This window comes from Sulfuricella denitrificans skB26 (genome assembly GCF_000297055.2).
Lineage (GTDB): Bacteria > Pseudomonadota > Gammaproteobacteria > Burkholderiales > Sulfuricellaceae > Sulfuricella > Sulfuricella denitrificans.
Map to the genome: position 1 here is coordinate 878,484 of NC_022357.1, position 18,808 is coordinate 897,291.

18 protein-coding genes are annotated in these 18,808 nt (G+C 57.9%); 16 read left to right on the forward strand and 2 right to left on the reverse strand.

From position 1 onward, the window contains the following. Nucleotides 1–29: 29 nt before the first annotated feature. From leuB to SCD_RS04425, 16 genes are all read left to right on the forward strand, one after another. On the forward strand, nt 30–1,094 hold the full coding sequence (gene leuB / locus SCD_RS04350) for a 3-isopropylmalate dehydrogenase (protein WP_009206336.1): 1,065 nt from the start codon (nt 30–32) through the stop codon (nt 1,092–1,094). Nucleotides 1,095–1,127: 33 nt separating this feature from the next. Beyond that, nucleotides 1,128–2,240 carry an aspartate-semialdehyde dehydrogenase gene (gene asd, locus SCD_RS04355; protein ID WP_009206335.1) on the forward strand — a complete coding sequence of 371 codons (1,113 nt, stop codon included), beginning with the start codon at nt 1,128–1,130 and terminating at the stop codon, nt 2,238–2,240. Between the two features lie 205 nt (nt 2,241–2,445). Further along, nucleotides 2,446–5,487, forward strand: coding sequence for a FimV/HubP family polar landmark protein (locus SCD_RS04360; protein WP_009206334.1), 3,042 nt, complete (start codon nt 2,446–2,448; stop codon nt 5,485–5,487). A gap of 1 nt (nt 5,488) precedes the next feature. Further along, entirely contained in the window at nt 5,489–6,157 is a 669-nt protein-coding gene (locus tag SCD_RS04365; RefSeq protein ID WP_009206333.1) for a CbiQ family ECF transporter T component, read from the forward strand. Further along, complete coding sequence (truA, locus tag SCD_RS04370; protein WP_009206332.1) at nt 6,154–6,939, forward strand: tRNA pseudouridine(38-40) synthase TruA; 786 nt, start codon at nt 6,154–6,156, stop codon at nt 6,937–6,939. The genes SCD_RS04365 and truA overlap by 4 nt, the downstream gene beginning before the upstream one ends. A 39-nt stretch (nt 6,940–6,978) precedes the next feature. After that, nucleotides 6,979–7,611 carry a phosphoribosylanthranilate isomerase gene (locus SCD_RS04375; protein ID WP_009206331.1) on the forward strand — a complete coding sequence of 211 codons (633 nt, stop codon included), beginning with the start codon at nt 6,979–6,981 and terminating at the stop codon, nt 7,609–7,611. A gap of 4 nt (nt 7,612–7,615) precedes the next feature. Next, on the forward strand, nt 7,616–8,815 hold the full coding sequence (trpB, locus tag SCD_RS04380; protein WP_009206330.1) for a tryptophan synthase subunit beta: 1,200 nt from the start codon (nt 7,616–7,618) through the stop codon (nt 8,813–8,815). Continuing rightward, nucleotides 8,815–9,069, forward strand: coding sequence for a type II toxin-antitoxin system HicA family toxin (locus tag SCD_RS04385; RefSeq protein ID WP_009206329.1), 255 nt, complete (start codon nt 8,815–8,817; stop codon nt 9,067–9,069). Before trpB ends, SCD_RS04385 begins: the two co-directional genes overlap by 1 nt. Next, the gene (locus tag SCD_RS04390; RefSeq protein WP_009206328.1) at nt 9,069–9,281 is read left to right on the forward strand and encodes a type II toxin-antitoxin system HicB family antitoxin; all 213 of its coding nucleotides are present in this window, start codon (nt 9,069–9,071) and stop codon (nt 9,279–9,281) included. Before SCD_RS04385 ends, SCD_RS04390 begins: the two co-directional genes overlap by 1 nt. Nucleotides 9,282–9,308: 27 nt before the next feature. Then, on the forward strand, nt 9,309–10,112 hold the full coding sequence (trpA, locus tag SCD_RS04395) for a tryptophan synthase subunit alpha (RefSeq protein ID WP_009206327.1): 804 nt from the start codon (nt 9,309–9,311) through the stop codon (nt 10,110–10,112). Between the two features lie 12 nt (nt 10,113–10,124). Continuing rightward, a complete protein-coding gene (accD, locus tag SCD_RS04400) occupies nt 10,125–10,994 on the forward strand; it encodes an acetyl-CoA carboxylase, carboxyltransferase subunit beta (RefSeq protein ID WP_009206326.1) in 870 nt (289 codons plus the stop codon). A 44-nt stretch (nt 10,995–11,038) separates the two neighbouring features. Then, nucleotides 11,039–12,337 (forward strand): bifunctional tetrahydrofolate synthase/dihydrofolate synthase, encoded by a 1,299-nt coding sequence (gene folC, locus SCD_RS04405; RefSeq protein WP_051338770.1) that lies wholly within the window; start codon nt 11,039–11,041, stop codon nt 12,335–12,337. 7 nt (nt 12,338–12,344) lie between these two features. Continuing rightward, nucleotides 12,345–13,034 (forward strand): SPOR domain-containing protein, encoded by a 690-nt coding sequence (locus SCD_RS04410; protein ID WP_021035782.1) that lies wholly within the window; start codon nt 12,345–12,347, stop codon nt 13,032–13,034. A 111-nt stretch (nt 13,035–13,145) separates the two neighbouring features. Then, a complete protein-coding gene (locus SCD_RS04415) occupies nt 13,146–13,637 on the forward strand; it encodes a CvpA family protein (RefSeq protein WP_041673319.1) in 492 nt (163 codons plus the stop codon). Nucleotides 13,638–13,644: 7 nt separating this feature from the next. After that, nucleotides 13,645–15,165 carry an amidophosphoribosyltransferase gene (gene purF / locus SCD_RS04420; protein WP_041673320.1) on the forward strand — a complete coding sequence of 507 codons (1,521 nt, stop codon included), beginning with the start codon at nt 13,645–13,647 and terminating at the stop codon, nt 15,163–15,165. Next, the gene (locus SCD_RS04425; RefSeq protein ID WP_009206321.1) at nt 15,162–16,340 is read left to right on the forward strand and encodes an O-succinylhomoserine sulfhydrylase; all 1,179 of its coding nucleotides are present in this window, start codon (nt 15,162–15,164) and stop codon (nt 16,338–16,340) included. Before purF ends, SCD_RS04425 begins: the two co-directional genes overlap by 4 nt. 673 nt (nt 16,341–17,013) lie before the next feature. On the opposite strand, the gene SCD_RS04430 is transcribed toward SCD_RS04425, so the two are convergent. Beyond that, nucleotides 17,014–17,670, reverse strand: a complete 657-nt coding sequence (locus SCD_RS04430) for a DUF2971 domain-containing protein (protein ID WP_009206320.1) — start codon at nt 17,668–17,670, stop codon at nt 17,014–17,016. Nucleotides 17,671–17,678: 8 nt separating this feature from the next. Next, nucleotides 17,679–18,797, reverse strand: a complete 1,119-nt coding sequence (locus tag SCD_RS04435) for a 3-deoxy-7-phosphoheptulonate synthase (RefSeq protein WP_009206319.1) — start codon at nt 18,795–18,797, stop codon at nt 17,679–17,681. Nucleotides 18,798–18,808 lie beyond the last annotated feature (11 nt).

The following is an 18,808-nucleotide window of genomic DNA, read 5'->3' on the forward strand; positions in this document are numbered from 1 at the left end:
CACTCCTTACTCCTTACAAGGATTAAGAAATGAGAATCGCAGTTTTGCCGGGTGACGGCATTGGTCCGGAAATCGTCGCTCAGGCGGTCAAGGTACTGAAGGCACTGTCCAGCGATGGCGTGAAAATCGAGATGGAAGAAGCGCCGATCGGTGGGGCGGGTTATGACGCGGCGGGCGATCCGCTACCGGCGGCCACCCTCAAGCTGGCGCAGGATGCCGATGCCGTGCTGCTGGGTGCGGTTGGCGGCTGGAATTACGACACCCTGCCGCGCCCGATGCGGCCGGAGCAGGGCTTGCTGCGCATCCGCAAGGAACTCAATCTGTTTGCCAACCTGCGCCCGGCATTGCTTTACCCTGAACTGGCCGATGCTTCCAGTCTCAAGCCTGAAGTGGTGTCCGGCCTCGACATCATGATCGTGCGTGAGCTGACCGGCGATATCTACTTCGGCCAGCCGCGCGGCATCCACATCAATGCCAACGGCGAGCGCGAGGGCTTCAATACGATGCGCTACTCGGAGTCTGAAATCCGCCGCATCGGGCATGTCGCTTTCGATATCGCCAGCAAGCGCAATCGCAAGGTTTGCTCGGTGGACAAGGCCAACGTGCTGGAAACCACCGAACTGTGGCGCCAAATTATGATCGAAGTGGCAAAGGACTACCCGGATGTCGAGCTTTCCCACATGTATGTGGACAACGCGGCGATGCAATTGGTGCGTGCGCCCAAGCAGTTCGATGTGATCGTGACCGGCAACATATTTGGCGACATCCTGTCCGACGAGGCGTCGATGCTGACCGGTTCCATCGGCATGCTGCCTTCGGCTTCCCTGGACAGCAACAACAAGGGCATGTACGAGCCCAGCCACGGTTCCGCGCCGGATATCGCCGGGCAGAACATCGCCAACCCGCTCGCGACCATCCTGTCGGCGGCGATGATGATGCGCTATACCTTCAACAGTGAAGAAGTGGCGCAGCGCATTGAAAATGCGGTAAAGAAGGTGCTGGCCAATGGTTTACGCACCTCTGACATCTGGACCGAAGGGTCGCGCAAGGCGTCGTGCAGCGAGATGGGTGATGCCGTAGTGGCAGCGCTGTAAAGAATTTGATTATCCAAGATTGAGGAAAGAAAAATGATGCGAGTAGGTTTGGTTGGCTGGCGCGGCATGGTGGGTTCGGTGCTGATGCAGCGAATGCGCGAAGAAAAAGATTTCGATCATTTCGAGCCGGTGTTCTTTACTACCTCCAACCCGGGCGGCAAGGGTCCGGATATCGGCAGGGATGTTCCGCCGCTGAAGGACGCCAGGGACATCGCCGAACTCAAGGCAATGGATGCCATTATTTCCTGCCAGGGCGGCGACTACACCAAGGAAGTGTATGGCGACCTGCGCGCTGCCGGCTGGAATGGCTACTGGATCGACGCCGCTTCCACCCTGCGCATGAAGGACGACGCTATCATCATCCTCGACCCGGTCAACAAGAACGTGATCAAGGACGGATTGACCAAGGGAGTGAAGACTTACGTTGGCGGTAACTGCACGGTTTCGCTGATGCTGATGGCGATCGGCGGGCTGTTCGACAAGGGCCTGATCGAGTGGATCAGCCCGATGACCTACCAGGCCGCTTCAGGGGCCGGCGCACGTAACATGCGTGAGTTGATTCAGCAAATGGGTGCCATCGACAGCGAAGTGAAAGCGCTGGTAAACGACCCGGCCTCGGCGATCCTGGAGATCGACCGGAAAGTGGCGGAGTTCATTCGCTCCGACCGCTATCCCGTGGATGCCTGGCCAGTGCCGCTGGCCGGTTCGCTGATTCCGTGGATCGACGTGGCGCTTGAGTCCGGTCAGAGCAAGGAGGAGTGGAAGGCGCAGGTCGAGTGCAACAAGATCCTTGGCCGCAGCGGCAACCAGATCCCCATCGACGGCCTGTGCGTGCGCATCGGCGCGATGCGCTGCCACAGCCAGGCGCTGACTATCAAGATGAGCAAGGATGTGCCGCTGGATGAGATTCACGCCATCATCGGCGCGCACAACGACTGGGTGAAAGTGGTACCCAACGACCGCGAAATTACCATGAAAGATCTTACTCCTGCGGCAGTGACTGGCACGTTGACCGTACCGGTTGGCCGTATGCGCAAGCTCAATATGGGTCCGCAGTACCTGTCGGCATTTACCGTCGGCGACCAGTTGCTGTGGGGTGCGGCCGAACCTTTGCGCCGCATGCTGCGAATTCTGATCGAAGAGTGAACAGCGATTTCTAGCCCCAACCGGTACGATGACAGTGGTATCGATTGGGGCTTCGTTTTTTCCGGTTGATTTGGCCATGTTGAGGTTACAAACTTGTAATTAATCTATCTACTTACAGCCCAATGTAACATGCAGTTTTAGCTTGCATCCCTAACTTCATGATGTTAATTTAGTTAGCCTAGCCAAAAAATCTAATGAGGGTGGCATGGATCGAAAATTTAAGAAAACAGCTTGGTTGACTGCCGGAGTGATGCTGGCGGCATCTCTCCCCGCCTTTGCGGCTGGGTTGGGCAAGTTGACGGTGATGTCAACCCTGGGGCAACCGTTCAGGGGGGAAATTGACCTGCTTGCGGTGGACAAGAAAGACTTCGGCTCAATTCGTGCCCGTTTTGCCTCCTTCGAGGCTTTTAAGGAGGCGAAAATAGAGCGTGTCTCCGTACTTTCTGCCATGCGCTTCAGTGTGGAGCAGAAAAAAAACGGCGAGCCCTATCTCAAGATTACCTCCACAAAACCTGTAGACGAACCCTTCCTGGATATGCTGATCGAGCTCGATTGGCCCGCCGGTCGTCTGGTCCGTGAATACACCATCCTGCTTGACCCTCCCGGTTACGGTGCGCAGCAGGCAGAAACTTCGCCGGTAGCCGTTCCGGTGGTCAAACCTGCTTCAGCTGCGCCTGCGCAGGCAGCGGCAGTTGCGGCTCAACCGGCTGATGCGCCGAGTGGTGCTGAAAAGCCGGAAATCAGGGCGAATATTCCCCCGGACCAGAAGCTGCGGGCAAAAGATGAAGCGAAGGCTGAAATTGCCGGAGAGGGTAAGCCTGCAAAGGAAGCCTATGGCCCAGTCAGGAAGGGCGAGAATCTATCGGGCATAGCTTCTGCTTTGAAGCCAGAGGGCGTCAGTCTGGAGCAGATGCTGGTCGCATTGTTTCAGTCTAACAAGCAGGCGTTTTCTGGCAACAACATGAACCGGTTGAAGGCAGGCCAGATTCTGCGCGTGCCTGAGGCCGGGCAAGTCGAAGAGCTGAAAGCGAACGAGGCCGCCAAGCAGGTGCGAGCGCATTCCGCCGATTGGCATGCATACCGTCAGAAGCTGGCGGCTGCCGTCTCCGAGGCTAAGCCGGTGCAGGAAGACACGGCCAGGCAGGCAGTAAGCGGCAAGATAACCACCGCAGTGGAAGACAAGGCCACTGCAGCGAAAGAATCCGCCACGGATGTTCTCAAGCTGTCCAAGAGTGAAGGCATGGGTGGAGCAAAGCCGGGCGCGGCTGTTGGTGGCAAGGACATGCAGGCGATGAAGGGGCAGATCCAGGCCCTGCATGAAGAAGCCACGGCCAAGGAAAAGGCAATCATTGAGGCCAACCAGCGCATCTCCGACCTGGAAAAGAACATCAAGGAAATGCAGAAGTTGCTGGAGCTGAAAAATCAGAGCCTGTCGGATCTGCAGAAACAAGCTGCCGCAACCAAGGTAGCGCCGGCGGCATTGCCTGCCCCCGCGCCTGTTGTGCCAGTAGTGGCCAAGCCTGAAGAAAAGCCTGCCGCTCCCGCTACAGAGCAGCAAGTTGCGGTTGCGGTCGCAGAAAAATCCCCCCTGGCTGAAGAAAAACCCGCCGTCGAGCCGAAGAAACCCAAACCGGTCCTCGTTGAGCAGAAGAAGCCGGAAGCATCCTTCCTCGATGAAGCGATGGGAAACCCGATCTATCTGGGTGGCGGCGCAGTGGCAATATTGTTGCTAGGCCTGCTGGGTGTGAAAGCGGTTGTGGCTAGACGCAAGAAAAGCGTTGCCAGTTTCGAAGACAGCATAATGACCCATGGTGATCTCAAGGCCAACACGGTTCTGGGCGGTACCGGCGGCGGCAAGATAGACACCAGTGACACCTCGTTTTTGACAGATTTCAGCCAAGCCGGATTAGGGTCGATTGATACCAACGAAGTTGATCCCATCGCCGAGGCTGAGGTCTACATGGCCTACGGCCGTGATGCGCAGGCGGAAGAGATCCTCAAGGAAGCGCTGCTCAAGGACCCCAATCGTCACGAAATTCGCCTCAAGCTGCTGGAGATTTATGTCGGCCGCAAAAATCTGAATGCCTTCGAAGCCGTTGCTGGAGAAATGTATGCCGCGCTCGGCGGTCAGCCCAGCCCGGTCTGGGACAAGGCGGCCGAAATGGGCCGTACCCTGGATCCGAAGAACCCGCTCTATGGCGAGCAATCGAAAGCAGCCGCTGCAATGAAGCCTGCCGCCTCCGGTGATGAGGCATTTGAAAAGACCATGGTTGTGGCTGGTGGCACTGCGGGTCTGGTCGCGGCGGCAGAGCATGGTGCCGCCATGGATTTGGGTGGTCCTGAGATTGTTGAGGAAGCCGTTGGGACAGACCTGGATTTCAATCTCGACATCGCAGCGCCGGAAGCCGAAGCCATTCCTGATGTACTCCTGGAACTCCCTGAGGAGAGCCTGCCCGTTGAGGAAACAGCTACCGATCTAGGGTTCGACCTCGATCTGGATGTGCTGACTGAAGCGAGTGATCAAGATGAGCAATCTGCGGCCGCACCAGTTGTCGAGACAGAAGAGCCGGTTGCCGACCAGGGACTGGATTTCAATCTTGATCTGGGTGTTCCAACCGTTGCCGACGTTGCACCAGAACCGGCTGCGGCAGTCATGGAGTCGGATGAGAACGTGATGGAGTTCGATCTTGGCGCGCCGACTCAGGCGGCTCCTGCCGCATCTGCCGAGGAATTGATCAGCGCCGAGAGTTGGAAAGACGAAGTGATGGGGCTCGATGTCGGTGGATTGACCACCGCCCCCGACGCTGAGGATGAGATGGCGGAAGTCGGGGACAACCTGGATATGCCCGATTTCTCCGTTGAAGAGGAAGCTGCATCTGCGGGTGAAGAGATGGAGTCCATCGAACTTGCTGCTCTTCCCGTTGAAGAGTCTCCGCTGGATTTCGATTTCAGTCTGGATCAGGAGGAAACCCGTGCACCCGCCGAATCAAAAGGTGTGGCTGTTCCGGACCTTGACCTTTCAGGTATCAGCCTGGATATGAGCGAGCCTGGTTCGGAAAAAGTGGCGTCTATCGATTCGCCGGATGATTTCGGCGGTCAGGAAGTTTCGACCAAGCTGGATCTGGCGAGAGCCTACGTCGACATGGGCGATGTGGAAGGTGCGCGGGATATTTTGCAGGAAGTGCTGAAAGAAGGAGCGGCTGAGCAACAGGTAGAAGCACAGAAACTGCTCGCTGAACTGGGGTGATGTGTCAGTAGAAAAATCACCGCAGGCAGGCGGTGAGTTCCTGCATCCGGCCAGCCAGATCCTGATCTGGCTGGCCTTTGCTTTTTGCGTTCCCTGGCTGCGACCGGTCGAATTGTCAGCGATCGTGCTCTTGTTTTCCCTGCCGCTGTTACTACGGCAATCCCCCCAATACCTCAAATTGTTACGTCGCAGCCGTTGGTTGCTGATTTCCCTGATTCTGGTGTACGCCTTCGTTACCCCCGGCGTGGCGGCGGTTGCTGTCCTGGGGACTTACAGCCCCAGCCAGGAAGGCTTGCTGTCGGGTGGCCTCCAGGCACTTCGCCTGCTTGCTTTGCTGGCCACGTTGGCACTATTGCTGGCGACGACTTCACGCGACCGGATATTGGCGGGCCTGTATTTTCTGCTGCGGCCTTTCGCTCTGATCGGGGTGGATATTGATCGGATTGCCTCGCGCATCTGGCTAACCCTGCATTATGCGGAAAAGGCCGAGCGGGTCGGGTCACGCCGCTCCGGCGAATGGCGCGAACGATTGCAAACGGCACTGCATGGCTCAAGTCATGAAATGGTGAGCATTAAACTGGAAATAGGGTATTTATCCAGCCCGGATTACGCGGCATTATTGTGCTCTGTCCTGGTGTTCGGGCTGCTACTGGCGCGGGGCGTTTCATGAGGATCGCGCTCGGCCTGGAATATGACGGCAGTCATTTCTGTGGCTGGCAAAGCCAGCTTTCCGGCTGTGGCGTGCAGGATATACTGGAGCGAGCACTCTCCGGCATCGCCGGTGAACCTCTTCGTGTGGTGACTGCGGGGCGAACCGATACTGGCGTGCACGCGCTGCATCAGGTCGTCCATTTTGATACTGATGTGACAAGGCCGGACAGTGCCTGGGTACGCGGCGTTAATGCTCTGCTGCCGGACAGTGTCGGCGTACTGTGGGCTCAGCCGGTGAGTGACGAGTTCCACGCACGTTTCAGCGCGGTATCCAGAAGCTACCGCTATTTGCTGCTCAACCACCCGGTACGTCCAGTTCTACTTTCCGGCAAGGTGGGCTGGTTTCACCAGCCGCTGGATGTTGAGGCGATGCGGCAGGGAGCCCAGTTCCTTTTGGGAGAGCATGATTTCTCCGCTTTCCGCGCCGCTGAGTGCCAAGCCAAGTCGCCGATCAAGCATTTACAAAAAATAGAGATAGCAACCAGCGGTAAGGTGATTCTGTTCGACTTCACCGCCAATGCCTTTCTCCACCACATGGTGCGCAATCTGGTCGGCAGTCTGGTCTATGTCGGTAAAGGCAAACACTCACCCGCCTGGATGCTGGAACTATTGGAAAATCGGAACCGCATCCATTCCGCACCCACCTTCGCGCCGGATGGTTTGTATCTGGCTGGCATTGGATACGATCCGAAATGGGCTATTCCGAATCTTTCGAGGATGCCGAATTTTGCGTTTGGCTAAGCTGAGATTAAACTTCCTCCTTTGCACTGAAATCAACGCATGACCCGAATCAAAATATGCGGCATCACCCGAAGCGAGGATGCGCTTGCCTGCGCTCAGGCTGGCGCTGACGCCATAGGACTGGTGTTCTATCCGCCCAGCCCGCGCCACGTTGTAGCGGCGCAGGCAGCGGAGATTGCCCGCGCCCTGCCACCCTTCGTCACCACTGTCGGTTTGTTCGTCAACCCAGCGGCAGAGCAGGTGGAAGCGGTACTTAACAAGGTGCATCTAGATGTGCTGCAATTTCACGGTGATGAATCGCCGGAATTCTGCGCCGGCTTCGGTGTTCCTTATCTGAAGGCAATTCGCGTCAAAGCGGGGGTGGATTTGGTACAATGCGCAATTCGTTACCAGAAAGCTCAAGGCCTGCTGCTGGATGCCTATGTCGAAGGCACGCCGGGCGGTACCGGCCAGTCCTTTGACTGGGAACTGATACCGGCTGAATTGTCGCTCCCGGTGATTTTGTCCGGGGGATTGGAGCCTGCCAACGTCGTAGACGCGATTCGCCGAGTGAGGCCGTGGGCGGTGGATGTGTCGAGCGGGGTAGAGGAGTCAAAAGGAATCAAGGATGTGGCGAAGATCGCCGCGTTCATTGAAGGAGTACGTAAGGGGTGCAAACCCCAAGGAGTGTAAATAAGTGCAGATGTATGATTTGCCGGACCAGACCGGCCATTTCGGGCCTTACGGCGGAATTTTTATGGCGGAAACGCTGATGACGGCTGTCGAGGAGTTGCGTCAGCAATACTTACGCTATCGCGATGACCCGGAGTTCAAGGCCGAATTTGCCTACGAACTCAAGCACTATGTCGGTCGCCCCAGTTCGATCTATCATGCCAAAAACTGGACGGACCGCCTCGGTGGCGCACAAATCTACCTCAAGCGCGAGGATCTCAATCACACCGGCGCGCACAAGATCAACAACGCCATCGGCCAAGCCTTGCTCGCCCGCCGCATGGGCAAGAAGCGCGTTATCGCGGAGACCGGCGCCGGCATGCACGGCGTCGCGACCGCCACTGTGGCGGCGCGTTACGGGCTGGAGTGCGTGGTTTACATGGGCAGCGAGGACATCAAGCGCCAGGCTCCGAACGTCTACCGCATGAAGTTATTGGGCGCCACCGTGACGCCGGTCGAATCCGGCTCGAAGACCCTCAAGGATGCATGCAACGAAGCGATCCGCGACTGGGTGACCAATGTCGAAAGCACCTTCTATGTGTTCGGCACCGCTGCCGGACCGCATCCCTACCCGATGATGGTGCGCGACTTCCAGTCTGTCATCGGTAATGAAGCCAGGGTACAGATGCCAGAGATGACCGGGCGCCAGCCGGATGCGGTGATTGCCTGCGTTGGCGGTGGTTCGAACGCCATCGGCCTGTTTTACCCCTATATCACCGACGAGAACGTCAAGCTGATCGGCGTGGAAGCGGCCGGTCTCGGCCTCGAAACCGGTAAGCACGCAGCACCGCTGAACGCCGGTACGCCCGGCGTGCTGCACGGCAACCGGGTCTATTTGATGCAGGATGCCAACGGCCAGATTATTGAAACCCATTCCATTTCCGCCGGCCTGGATTATCCCGGCGTTGGCCCCGAGCATTGCTGGCTCAAGGACAGTGGCCGTGCCGAATACGTCGCGGTGACCGATGCCGAGGCGCTGCAGGCATTCCACGATCTGTGCCGTTTCGAGGGCATCATCCCGGCGCTGGAATCGAGCCATGCGCTGGCCTACGCAGCCAAGCTTGCCCCCACCCTGCCGCGCGACAAGATTCTGCTGGTCAACCTGTCCGGTCGCGGCGACAAGGACATGAACACGGTGGCGGAGTTGTCGGGAATCAAGTTTTAATGGGGAATTACGATAAGCTGCTGTTTCAGTTGTTGCGCGGCCTGTCGGATAGCAATATTGGGTTTGACGAGTTATGCGGCCTGCTGTGCGATCTTGGATTTGAGAAGAAGACGCGCGGTAGCCATCATATTTTCCGGAAGGCCGGGGTGCCTCAGTTGATCTACTTGCAAAGGGATGGCGCCAAGGCCAAACCTTACCAAGTGAGACAAGTACGAAATATTATTCTCCAATATCAGCTTGGCGGAGGTTTGTAATGGACAGATACGAAATCATTCTTTATTGGAGCGATGAAGACAATGCTTTCATTGCCGAAGTACCAGAACTACCAGGTTGCATGGCACACGGTGAGAGCCAGGAGATTGCGTTGGCCAGCGTTAAGCAGGCAATTCAGTTGTGGATTGATACCGCCAGCGAGTTTGGCGATCCTGTGCCACAGCCTAAGGGCCATCGTTTGATGTTTGCATAAATTCATTCTTTCGACGAAATACTATTCATGTCACGTATTGCAGCCACTTTCAGCACACTTAAAACGCAGGGCAAAAAAGCCCTGATCCCCTTTATTACCGCAGGCGATCCGGGGCCGGACCAGACGGTGCCGCTGATGCACCGTCTGGTCGAGGCGGGGGCGAATATTCTCGAGTTGGGGGTGCCGTTTTCCGACCCGATGGCAGATGGCCCGACCATCCAGCGCGCCAGCGAGCGGGCACTCAAGCATGGCGTCAGTCTTCGCGATGTGCTCGGCATGGTGGTCGAGTTTCGCAAAAAAGATATGCTGACGCCCGTGGTGCTGATGGGTTATGCCAATCCGATCGAAGCGATGGGCTACGAGCAGTTCGCAGCCGCTGCCGCAGTGGCCGGAGTGGACGGTGTTCTGACGGTGGACTATCCTCCAGAGGAGAGTGCTGCGTTCGTGGAGCATCTTGCTCGCCATGACATCGATCCGATCTACCTGCTGTCGCCGACCACGCCGGAAGCGAGGATGGCGCAGGTTGGCAAGCTGGCACGCGGCTTCATTTATTACGTTTCGCTCAAGGGAGTGACGGGTTCGGCCACTCTCGACATTGCCGAAGTGGCGAGGAAGATTCCGCAGATACGGGCGGCAGTCAGCCTGCCTGTGGGTATCGGTTTCGGCATTCGGGATGGCCAGACTGCAAAAACCATGTCACAAATCGCTGACGCAGTTGTGATTGGCAGTCGCATCGTGGAGGAAATCGAGAATTCGACGGCTGCATCCTTGCTGGATAATGTTTACAACCTGGTGAAGAGCTTCCGGGATGCCATGGATGGCAACAAATAAGGAATATAGAAAATGAGCTGGTTCCAGAAATTACTCCCCCCCAAAATCAAGCGCAAGGTAGAGGGCACCAAGAAAAGCATGCCCGAGGGCTTGTGGAGCAAATGCCCTTCCTGCGAGGCCGTGCTGTACCGCGCCGACCTCGAAAAAAACATGGAGGTATGTCCAAAGTGCAGTTATCACAACCGCCTGTCGGCACGAACGCGGCTTGATCTGCTGCTCGATCCGGAAGGCCGTTTCGAAATCGGTGCGGAATTGCAGCCGGTGGATTTTCTTAAATTCAAGGACAGCAAGCGTTACACCGATCGCCTGACAGAAGCGCAGCGCGATACCAGCGAATCCGACGCGCTGGTGGTGATGCAGGGCAGTATTAAAACCTTGCCCCTGGTGGTGGCGGCATTCGAGTTCAAATTCATGGGTGGCTCGATGGGATCGGTGGTGGGTGAACGCTTCGTGCGCGGCGTTCAGGTCTGCGTCGAGCAGAATCTGCCGTTCGTATGTTTTGCTGCCAGTGGTGGTGCTCGCATGCAGGAAGGCCTGACCTCGCTGATGCAGATGGCCAAGACCAGCGCTGCGCTGACCCAGCTTGCCAAAGCCAGGCTGCCGTTCATTTCGGTGCTGACCGATCCTACCATGGGTGGTGTTTCCGCCAGTTTCGCCATGCTGGGTGATACCATCATTGCCGAACCCAATGCGCTGATCGGTTTCGCCGGACCACGCGTGATTGAGCAGACGGTGCGCGAAACCTTGCCGGAGGGCTTTCAGCGTTCCGAATTCCTGCTCGAGCATGGCGCGATCGACATGATCGTGGACCGTCGCGAGTTGCGCGACCGGCTGGCCAACCTGATTACCATGATGATGCGCTTGCCTTCGGCACAGTCCTGAGTAAATAGTCCTGAGTGGAAAACCCCGATCCAGTCTGCTCTTCCATGAACTCAGCACTCAGCACTCAGGACTCAGGACTGAACAGCCTGGCTGAGTGGCTGGGCTATCTAGAACAACTGCACCCCAAAACCATCGACCTCAGCCTCGATCGGGTGGCTGAGGTAAAGCAGCGCCTTAACCTGAGTCCCTCATTTCCTATCATCACTGTCGCCGGCACCAACGGCAAAGGCTCGGTCTGCACCATGCTGGAGGCGGTCCTGCTGGCCGCCGGCTACCGTGTCGGCCTGTACACCTCGCCTCACCTGTTGCGCTACAACGAGCGGGTGCGGATTAATGGCGAAGAAGTCAGCGATGACGCCATGTGCGCAGCCTTTGCCGCTGTCGAACAGGCGCGCGGAGACGTTTCGCTGACCTATTTCGAGTTCGGTACCTTGGCCGCGGTATGGTTGTTTGCATGCGCCGGCCTGGATGTGGCAATTCTTGAAGTTGGGCTGGGCGGCAGGCTGGATGCGGTTAATGCTTTCGACACCGACTGTGCGGTACTGACCAGCGTGGACTTTGACCACATGGAATATCTCGGCGACAGTCGCTTGGCGATTGGTTATGAAAAGGCTGGAATTTTCCGCGCCGGCAAGCCAGCCGTTTGCGGCGAGTTTGATGTGCCTTACAGTGTATTGGCCCATGCCGAGAAAATCGGAGCAAATCTGCGCCGGATCGGTCCCGATTTCGGCTATGACGGCCTGGAGCCGAACCAGTGGCGTTTTACGAGCAGCGACGGGCTGCGCCTGTCGCTGCCTTATCCTGCCTTGCGCGGCGACTATCAATTGGGTAATGCTTCGACCTGCCTGGCCGCACTGGAGCAGCTCAGGGCACGGCTGCCGGTGGCCCACGACGACATCCGTCGTGGTCTGTTGGAGGCGGTAGTGCCTGGGCGTTTTCAGGTGCTGCCAGGACGCCCGCAGCGGATTTTCGATGTGGCGCACAACCCCCATGCGGCGAGGGCACTGGCCGAAAATCTTCGTGCCATGCCGCCGACAGGGAAAGTCATCGCCGTTTTCGCCATGTTGCGCGACAAGGATATTGCCGGGGTTGTGCGGGTGATGAAAGAACAAGTGGACCTGTGGTGGGTCGCCGGGATCGGGCAGCCACGCGGCGCGAGCGCCGATGAACTGATGCGCGTTCTGGAACAGGAAGATTTGGCGCAGCGTGCCGAGTCGTTCCCGACGGTGGCGGAAGCTTATCGCCATGCCTGTGCCAAGGCGGCCGAAGATGATAAAATTCTGGTCTTTGGTTCTTTTTACACTGTCGCGGAAGCGATGATACTAACAGCGGTTGAGGGATGACGGGTTTATGGCAAATCAGTATGCGATGAGCGACGAGGAAGTCCAACTCAGGCGACGCGCAAGAAGGCGCCTGATCGGGGCGGTCACCCTGGTTACCGTGATGGTGATCGCCCTGCCCATGGTGCTGGACGGCGAGTCCAGACAGTCCGGCCAGGATATTGCCATCAACATTCCATCACCGGGTTCGAGCGGGGACTTTGTTTCCCGAACAGCACCCGTGCAACCGACGCCAGCTCCAGCTTCGCCTCATCCACAGCCAGAGAAGGCCGTGCAGGCTCCGGTTTCAGCCGAAACGCAAACCCCGCATGTTGCGCCCCCTGTCCCGCCTGTCAAGGACACAGAATCCGCCAAAGCTGCAGCAGCAGCTTCCGTCGAGTTGGTTCCTGCTGTCAAGGAACCCGCTCCCCAGTCGAAACACAAGGACGAGAAATCGGCTGTGGTTACCTCCAAGCAGGAAGTGGTGCCATTCGAGATTCAACTGGGCGCGTTCGCCAACCTGGCCAATGCCAAAGAGCGCCAGTCCAGGCTGGCGGAGCTGAAGATCAAGTTTTACACTGAAACGGTGAAAACGCCGAGCGGTGACAAGCTGCGTGTGCGCGCTGGCCCTTATGCCACCCGCCAGGAAGCAGAGCGGGTACAAGCTAAACTGAAGGCGGCGGGTATCCGGGATGGTGTGGTTGCTGAGAAGAAAGGGTGAGTTCGTAGTGAGGAGTGAGGAGTTAGGGGTGAGGGGTGAAATCGGCGATAGTGTTGTTGCCTTTGACTTTTCTCCTCACTCCTCACTCTTTACCCCTTGCAGAACTACAAGATGATGCTTTTCGATTACACGGTGCTGGCCGTTGTCGGTATCTCTATCCTCCTCGGCTTGTTGCGCGGGTTGGTGCGCGAAGCGCTTAATCTGCTGGCGTGGGTGGCTGCATTCTGGGTGGCCAACGCCTATACGGTGGAAATTGCGCCCATGTTGCCGGAGGCGATTCCGACTGAGTCGGTGCGCTTTGTTGCTGCTTTTGTTCTGTTGTTTCTCGGCGCGCTGTTGATGATGAGCCTGGTGACGATTGCCGTGACGGAACTGATAAAAACCATGAAACTGGGTACCTACGACAAAGGTCTGGGCGCGCTGTTCGGCTTTCTGCGGGGAGGGTTGATCGTCCTTACGTTGGTGCTGTTGGCGGGGATGACCAGCCTGCCGCATCAGGGGTTTTGGCGCAATGCCATGTTCAGTGCGCCGCTGGAGGCGTTCGCGGCAGATGTGAAGCCGTGGCTGCCTGAAGGTTTGTCTAAACGAATTAGTTACGAGTGATTTAACCATGTGCGGAATTTTAGGAATAGTGGCGAAAAGCCCGGTCAACCAGCTGCTCTACGACGGACTGCAAGTCTTGCAGCATCGCGGTCAGGATGCGGCGGGGATAGTCACCGGCGAGGGGAACACTTTCCACATGCACAAGGCCAACGGCTTGGTGCGTGACGTGTTCCGCACCCGCGACATGCGCAATCTGCTCGGTAACATGGGGATCGCCCATGTACGCTATCCCACAGCGGGGAGCGCTTCTTCCTCCGCCGAGGCGCAGCCATTCTACGTCAACTCACCGTTCGGCATCGTTCTCGGCCACAACGGCAATCTCACCAACACCGAGCAGTTGCAGGAAGATCTGTTCCGCCAGGATCTGCGCCACGTCAATACCAGCTCAGATTCCGAGGTTTTGCTCAACGTGCTGGCGCACGAGTTGCAGGAGAACGTTTCCAATCACCGGCTTGATCCTGCTGCCGTCTTTGCCGCGGTGGCCGGGGTGCATCGGCGCTGCCGGGGCGCCTATGCAGTGGTGGCGATGATTGCCGGTTATGGCCTGATCGCTTTTCGCGACCCCTTTGGCATCCGTCCGCTGGTGATCGGCTATTGCGATACCGAACAGGGGCGTGAGTATCTGGTTGCGTCGGAATCCGTCGCGCTCGACGTGCTGGGCTTCAAAATGCTGCGCGATGTGGCACCGGGCGAGGCAATCCTGGTCGATGTTGAGGGCAACTTCCACAGCCAGCAGTGCGCTGCCAGCGCCTCCCTCAATCCGTGTATTTTCGAATACGTGTACCTGGCACGGCCGGATTCGGTGATAGACGGGGTCTCAGTGTACGAAAGCCGGTTGCGTATGGGCGAGAGCCTGGCCGAGAAAATCCGTACCGATTTCGGCCACCTGAAAATTGACGTAGTGATCCCGATCCCCGACACCAGCAGGCCCAGTGCCCTGCAACTGGCGAACGCACTAGGAGTACCCTACCGCGAAGGATTCATCAAGAACCGCTACATCGGTCGAACCTTCATCATGCCGGGCCAGGCGATGCGCAAGAAGTCGGTGCGCCAGAAGCTCAATGCTATCGGCATCGAATTCCAGGGTAAGAACGTGCTGCTGGTCGACGATTCAATTGTGCGCGGCACGACCAGCCAGCAGATCGTGCAGATGGCGCGCGAAGCCGGTGCCACCCAGGTGTTCTTCGCCTCGGCTGCGCCGCCGGTGCGCTACCCCAACGTCTATGGTATCGACATGCCGACACTCCAGGAACTGCTCGCCACCGGCCGAAACGATGAACAGATTGCCCGCGAGATCGGCGCCGACGCACTGATCTACCAGAATCTCGATGCGCTGGAGCGCGCCGTACGGATGGCCAATCCGGCCATCGCCTGCTTCGATACCTCCTGCTTCGACGGCCGTTACATCACCGGCGACATCACCCCGGAGTATCTGGCGAAGATCGAGCATGCACGCAACACTCCGCGTCCATCGGGCGACTCTTCATCGAGCAAGCAACTGGATCTGAACCTGGCGAGGGAAGAATGAACGAACACGACGATTACGAGCTGGAAACCCTGGCAATCCGCGCCGGCATCGAGCGCAGCCAGTTCAACGAGCATTCCGAGGCGCTCTACCTGACTTCCAGCTTCATCTTCGGCAGTGCCGCAGATGCCGCAGCGACCTTCTCAGGGCAGAAGCCGGGTAACATCTACGGTCGCTTCACCAATCCTACTGTTACCGCCTTCCAACAGCGCCTGGCGGTGCTGGAAGGCGCGGAAAGCTGCGTCGCTACCTCCTCCGGCATGTCTGCGATTCTCGCCACCGTGATGGGCTTGCTTTCTGCCGGCGACCACATCGTTTCCTCGCAGAGCCTGTTCGGTTCCACCGTGCAGTTGTTCGGCAACATCATGAAACGTTTCGGCGTCGAAACCACCTTCGTTTCCCAGACCGATGTCGCTGCCTGGCGTGCGGCGCTCAAACCCAACACCAAGCTGTTGTTTGCCGAAACGCCATCCAACCCGCTGACTGAGATCTGCGACATCGCCGCCCTGGCCAAAATCGCCCATGACGCCGGTGCGCTGCTGGCGGTGGACAACTGCTTCTGCACACCGATCCTGCAACGCCCGCTCGACCTCGGCGCGGATATCGTCATCCACTCCGCCACCAAATATCTCGACGGACAGGGGAGGGTGCTGGGCGGCGCCGTTCTGGGCCGCAAGGAAGTGATAGACCCTGTTTATGTCTTCTTGCGTACCGCCGGCCCGACCATGAGCGCTTTCAACGCCTGGATTTTCCTGAAGGGGATAGAAACACTCAAGCTGCGTATGGAAGCGCATTCGCGCAGCGCGCTAGAATTGGCCTTGTGGCTGGAACAGCAGCCGCAGGTGGAGCGGGTTTACTACCCCGGCCTGCCCTCACACCCGCAATACACGCTGGCCAAGCATCAGCAAAAGACCGGCGGCGGCATCGTCGCCTTCGACGTCAAGGGCGGCAAGGATGCCGCATGGCGCGTGGTGGACTCGACCCAGATGATTTCGATCACCGCCAACCTGGGCGACACCAAGACCACCATTACCCATCCTGCAACCACGACCCATGGTCGCATCACACCCGAGCAGCGGGCAGCAGCGGGGATAGGGGATGGTTTGCTGCGAATTGCGGTTGGGTTGGAGGCGGTTTCGGATATTCAGAGGGATTTGGCGCGGGGGCTGAAGGTTTGATGGGTCGCGCTGCGCGCGGATGATTAGGTGCCGGGGGTAGCCCGGCGGGCTAGTCCCTTTCTTTAAACGGCTAAAGAAAGGAACCAAAGAAAGCCGCCCCTCTCCCCCGCCTTTCGCTACGCTACGGGTTCCCTGCGTTGCTCACCAAGCCGGGCTGCTGCGGAACTCGGCCTGCGGCCTCAAACAGTCCTCGCAGAAATCCCCCGGCTTGCCTGCGCTACTCGGCGGCGGCCCAAGGGGACCAAAAAACCGACCCTCCCCACCCAGCCCTCCCGCTGGGGAGGGCACCCAAACACGGGCTACGCCCACAAAACCAAATTTCCCTTCTGCGCCGCTTCGGTTTGACGGTCTAATTGGGATGAAGGCGAGCACTGTCTGAGCTCCGCAGTGGGGTGCGGGGTGTGCACCCCGCTAGGGCGAGTTGCGCAGTCGCCCAATTTGTCCGTCAAACCGAAGGAAGCCCGCAGGGCCAGCGCGGCAGGGTGCCCTTTTGTTTGGTTACTTGTATTTTGGGCAATGCAAAATAAAGTAACCTGCCGCCGGGCAGCCCCCGGCATCTAAGCATCTGCGCGCAGCGCACACAATACATGAGGCGCAATGGAATTTGGGCTACGCCCCCTATTATTTTCACTGACACGCACGGATTTTCGCGCAGGTCCGGTGGAATGATTGGTTAGCCCCATAGCCGGTCATTATTTTGAGTTGTGACGCGAAATGACTTGAAGGCAAGTCGAGCTTTCCGGATGAGTACGCTTGACGCTAGACTGCCAAGCGCTATTTCTACGTCGGCTCGACTAATTGCAGATTCTGCACCCACGATAACTTCAGTTAATTGCAGTTTGTCCGAAAAGCCTGCAAAGAACAGCTGTGTTTCTGCGTCGCGTTCTTCGAGCTCGGAAAAAGCGCGCATCTCCTGTTCGTAGTGCCAGTGAGCGTACTTGGTAGAAAGCAATTTTATGATTGTGGCTTCGTCTGTAGTTCCTCGCTCCAGTAGCTCTCGTGCATCCTCTCGTGAGCGTAGGCCTGAGTAAGTTACGGGGTGTATTGAATCATCTGGAACATTAAAGCAAAGGCACAGACCCCGATGCTTGTCCGCGTAGTGGCTCCACTGTACTGGATTACGCCAAGTACGGCTAAAGCAAACCATCCCAAAGCGCTTAGCAATATCCGTTTTCCACGCAAGAATAGCTGCACGGAGGTCTGAATTTGAAAGGTCGAGGCAGAGCAGTTCGAAGGGATCGTTTAGGTCTTCAATCGTCGCAATTTTCAACCTACGGCGTTGTATGTCGTCTAGACCATAGTTCGCGGGGGCAAAATGGTAGGCCTGCATTGAAGTAGCTAACTGGCTTTAGCTTCGCCCATCAGCCTGACATTCTTCTCATAAGCCTCCCGCGCATTCCTCACACACTCCAGGAACAACGGCAACTCCTCCATCAGCAGCGCCTGCGGACCATCCACCAGCGCTTTGGTGGGCGCCGGATGGAAATCCACCAGGATCATGTTGGCGCCGGCGATTACCCCTTGCATGGTGGCGTGGAAGATTTCGAGCAGACCGTCCGGGGCGCGGTTGCGGGTGCCGACTGAGTGCGATGGGTCGACACATACCGGCATTCTGGTCAGGCGCTTGACTACGGGGACATGGGCGAAATCGACCAGGTTGCGGTGCGGATCGCCCATGTTGGTTTTCATGCCACGGAGGCCGAACACCACGTTGCGGTTGCCTTCCGAGGCCAGGTATTCGGCGGCGTTGAGGGATTCATCGAGGGTGATGCCGAAGCCGCGTTTGAACAGCACCGGAAATTCGCGCTGGCGACCGACAATTTTCAGCAGTTCGAAGTTCTGGGTATTGCGGGTGCCGATCTGAAGCATGACCCCGGTGGGGTTGCCAGTCTGTTTCAGGGCCTCAAGGATCTCGTCGGCATGGGACTCATGGGTGATTTCCATGGCGATCACTTTGATGCCGTATTTGCCGGCCAGTTCGAACACCCAGGGCAAGCAGTCCTTGCCGTGGCCCTGGAAGGCGTAGGGGCTGGTGCGCGGCTTGTAGGCGCCCATCCGGGTACAGACCTGGCCGTGTTCCTGGAGTGCCTTCATCATCATCTCGACGTGTTCAGGCGTGTCCACCGCGCACAGGCCGGCGAAGACGTTCAGGTTGTCCTGGCCGAAGCGCACGCCGTTGTATTCGAAATGGGTGGGGCGATGGTCGTCCTTGTGCCGCCCCAGCACCCGGTATTCCTCGGAAATGCGCACGGCGCGCTCGACGCCGGGCAGGCTTTCCATGTCCTCGATGGATAGCGCGGCGGTATCGCCGATCAGGTAGATTTCAGTCAGGGTCTGATGGGCGCCTTTTTCCTGGTGGATGCGGGTCTTGATCTTGGGTAAGTGGTCCAGGTGGTCAAGCAGTTGGCGGTATTCGTTGCTGTCGGGCTGGGCATTGGGGGAAAGGATCAGGATCATTATGGTGCTCC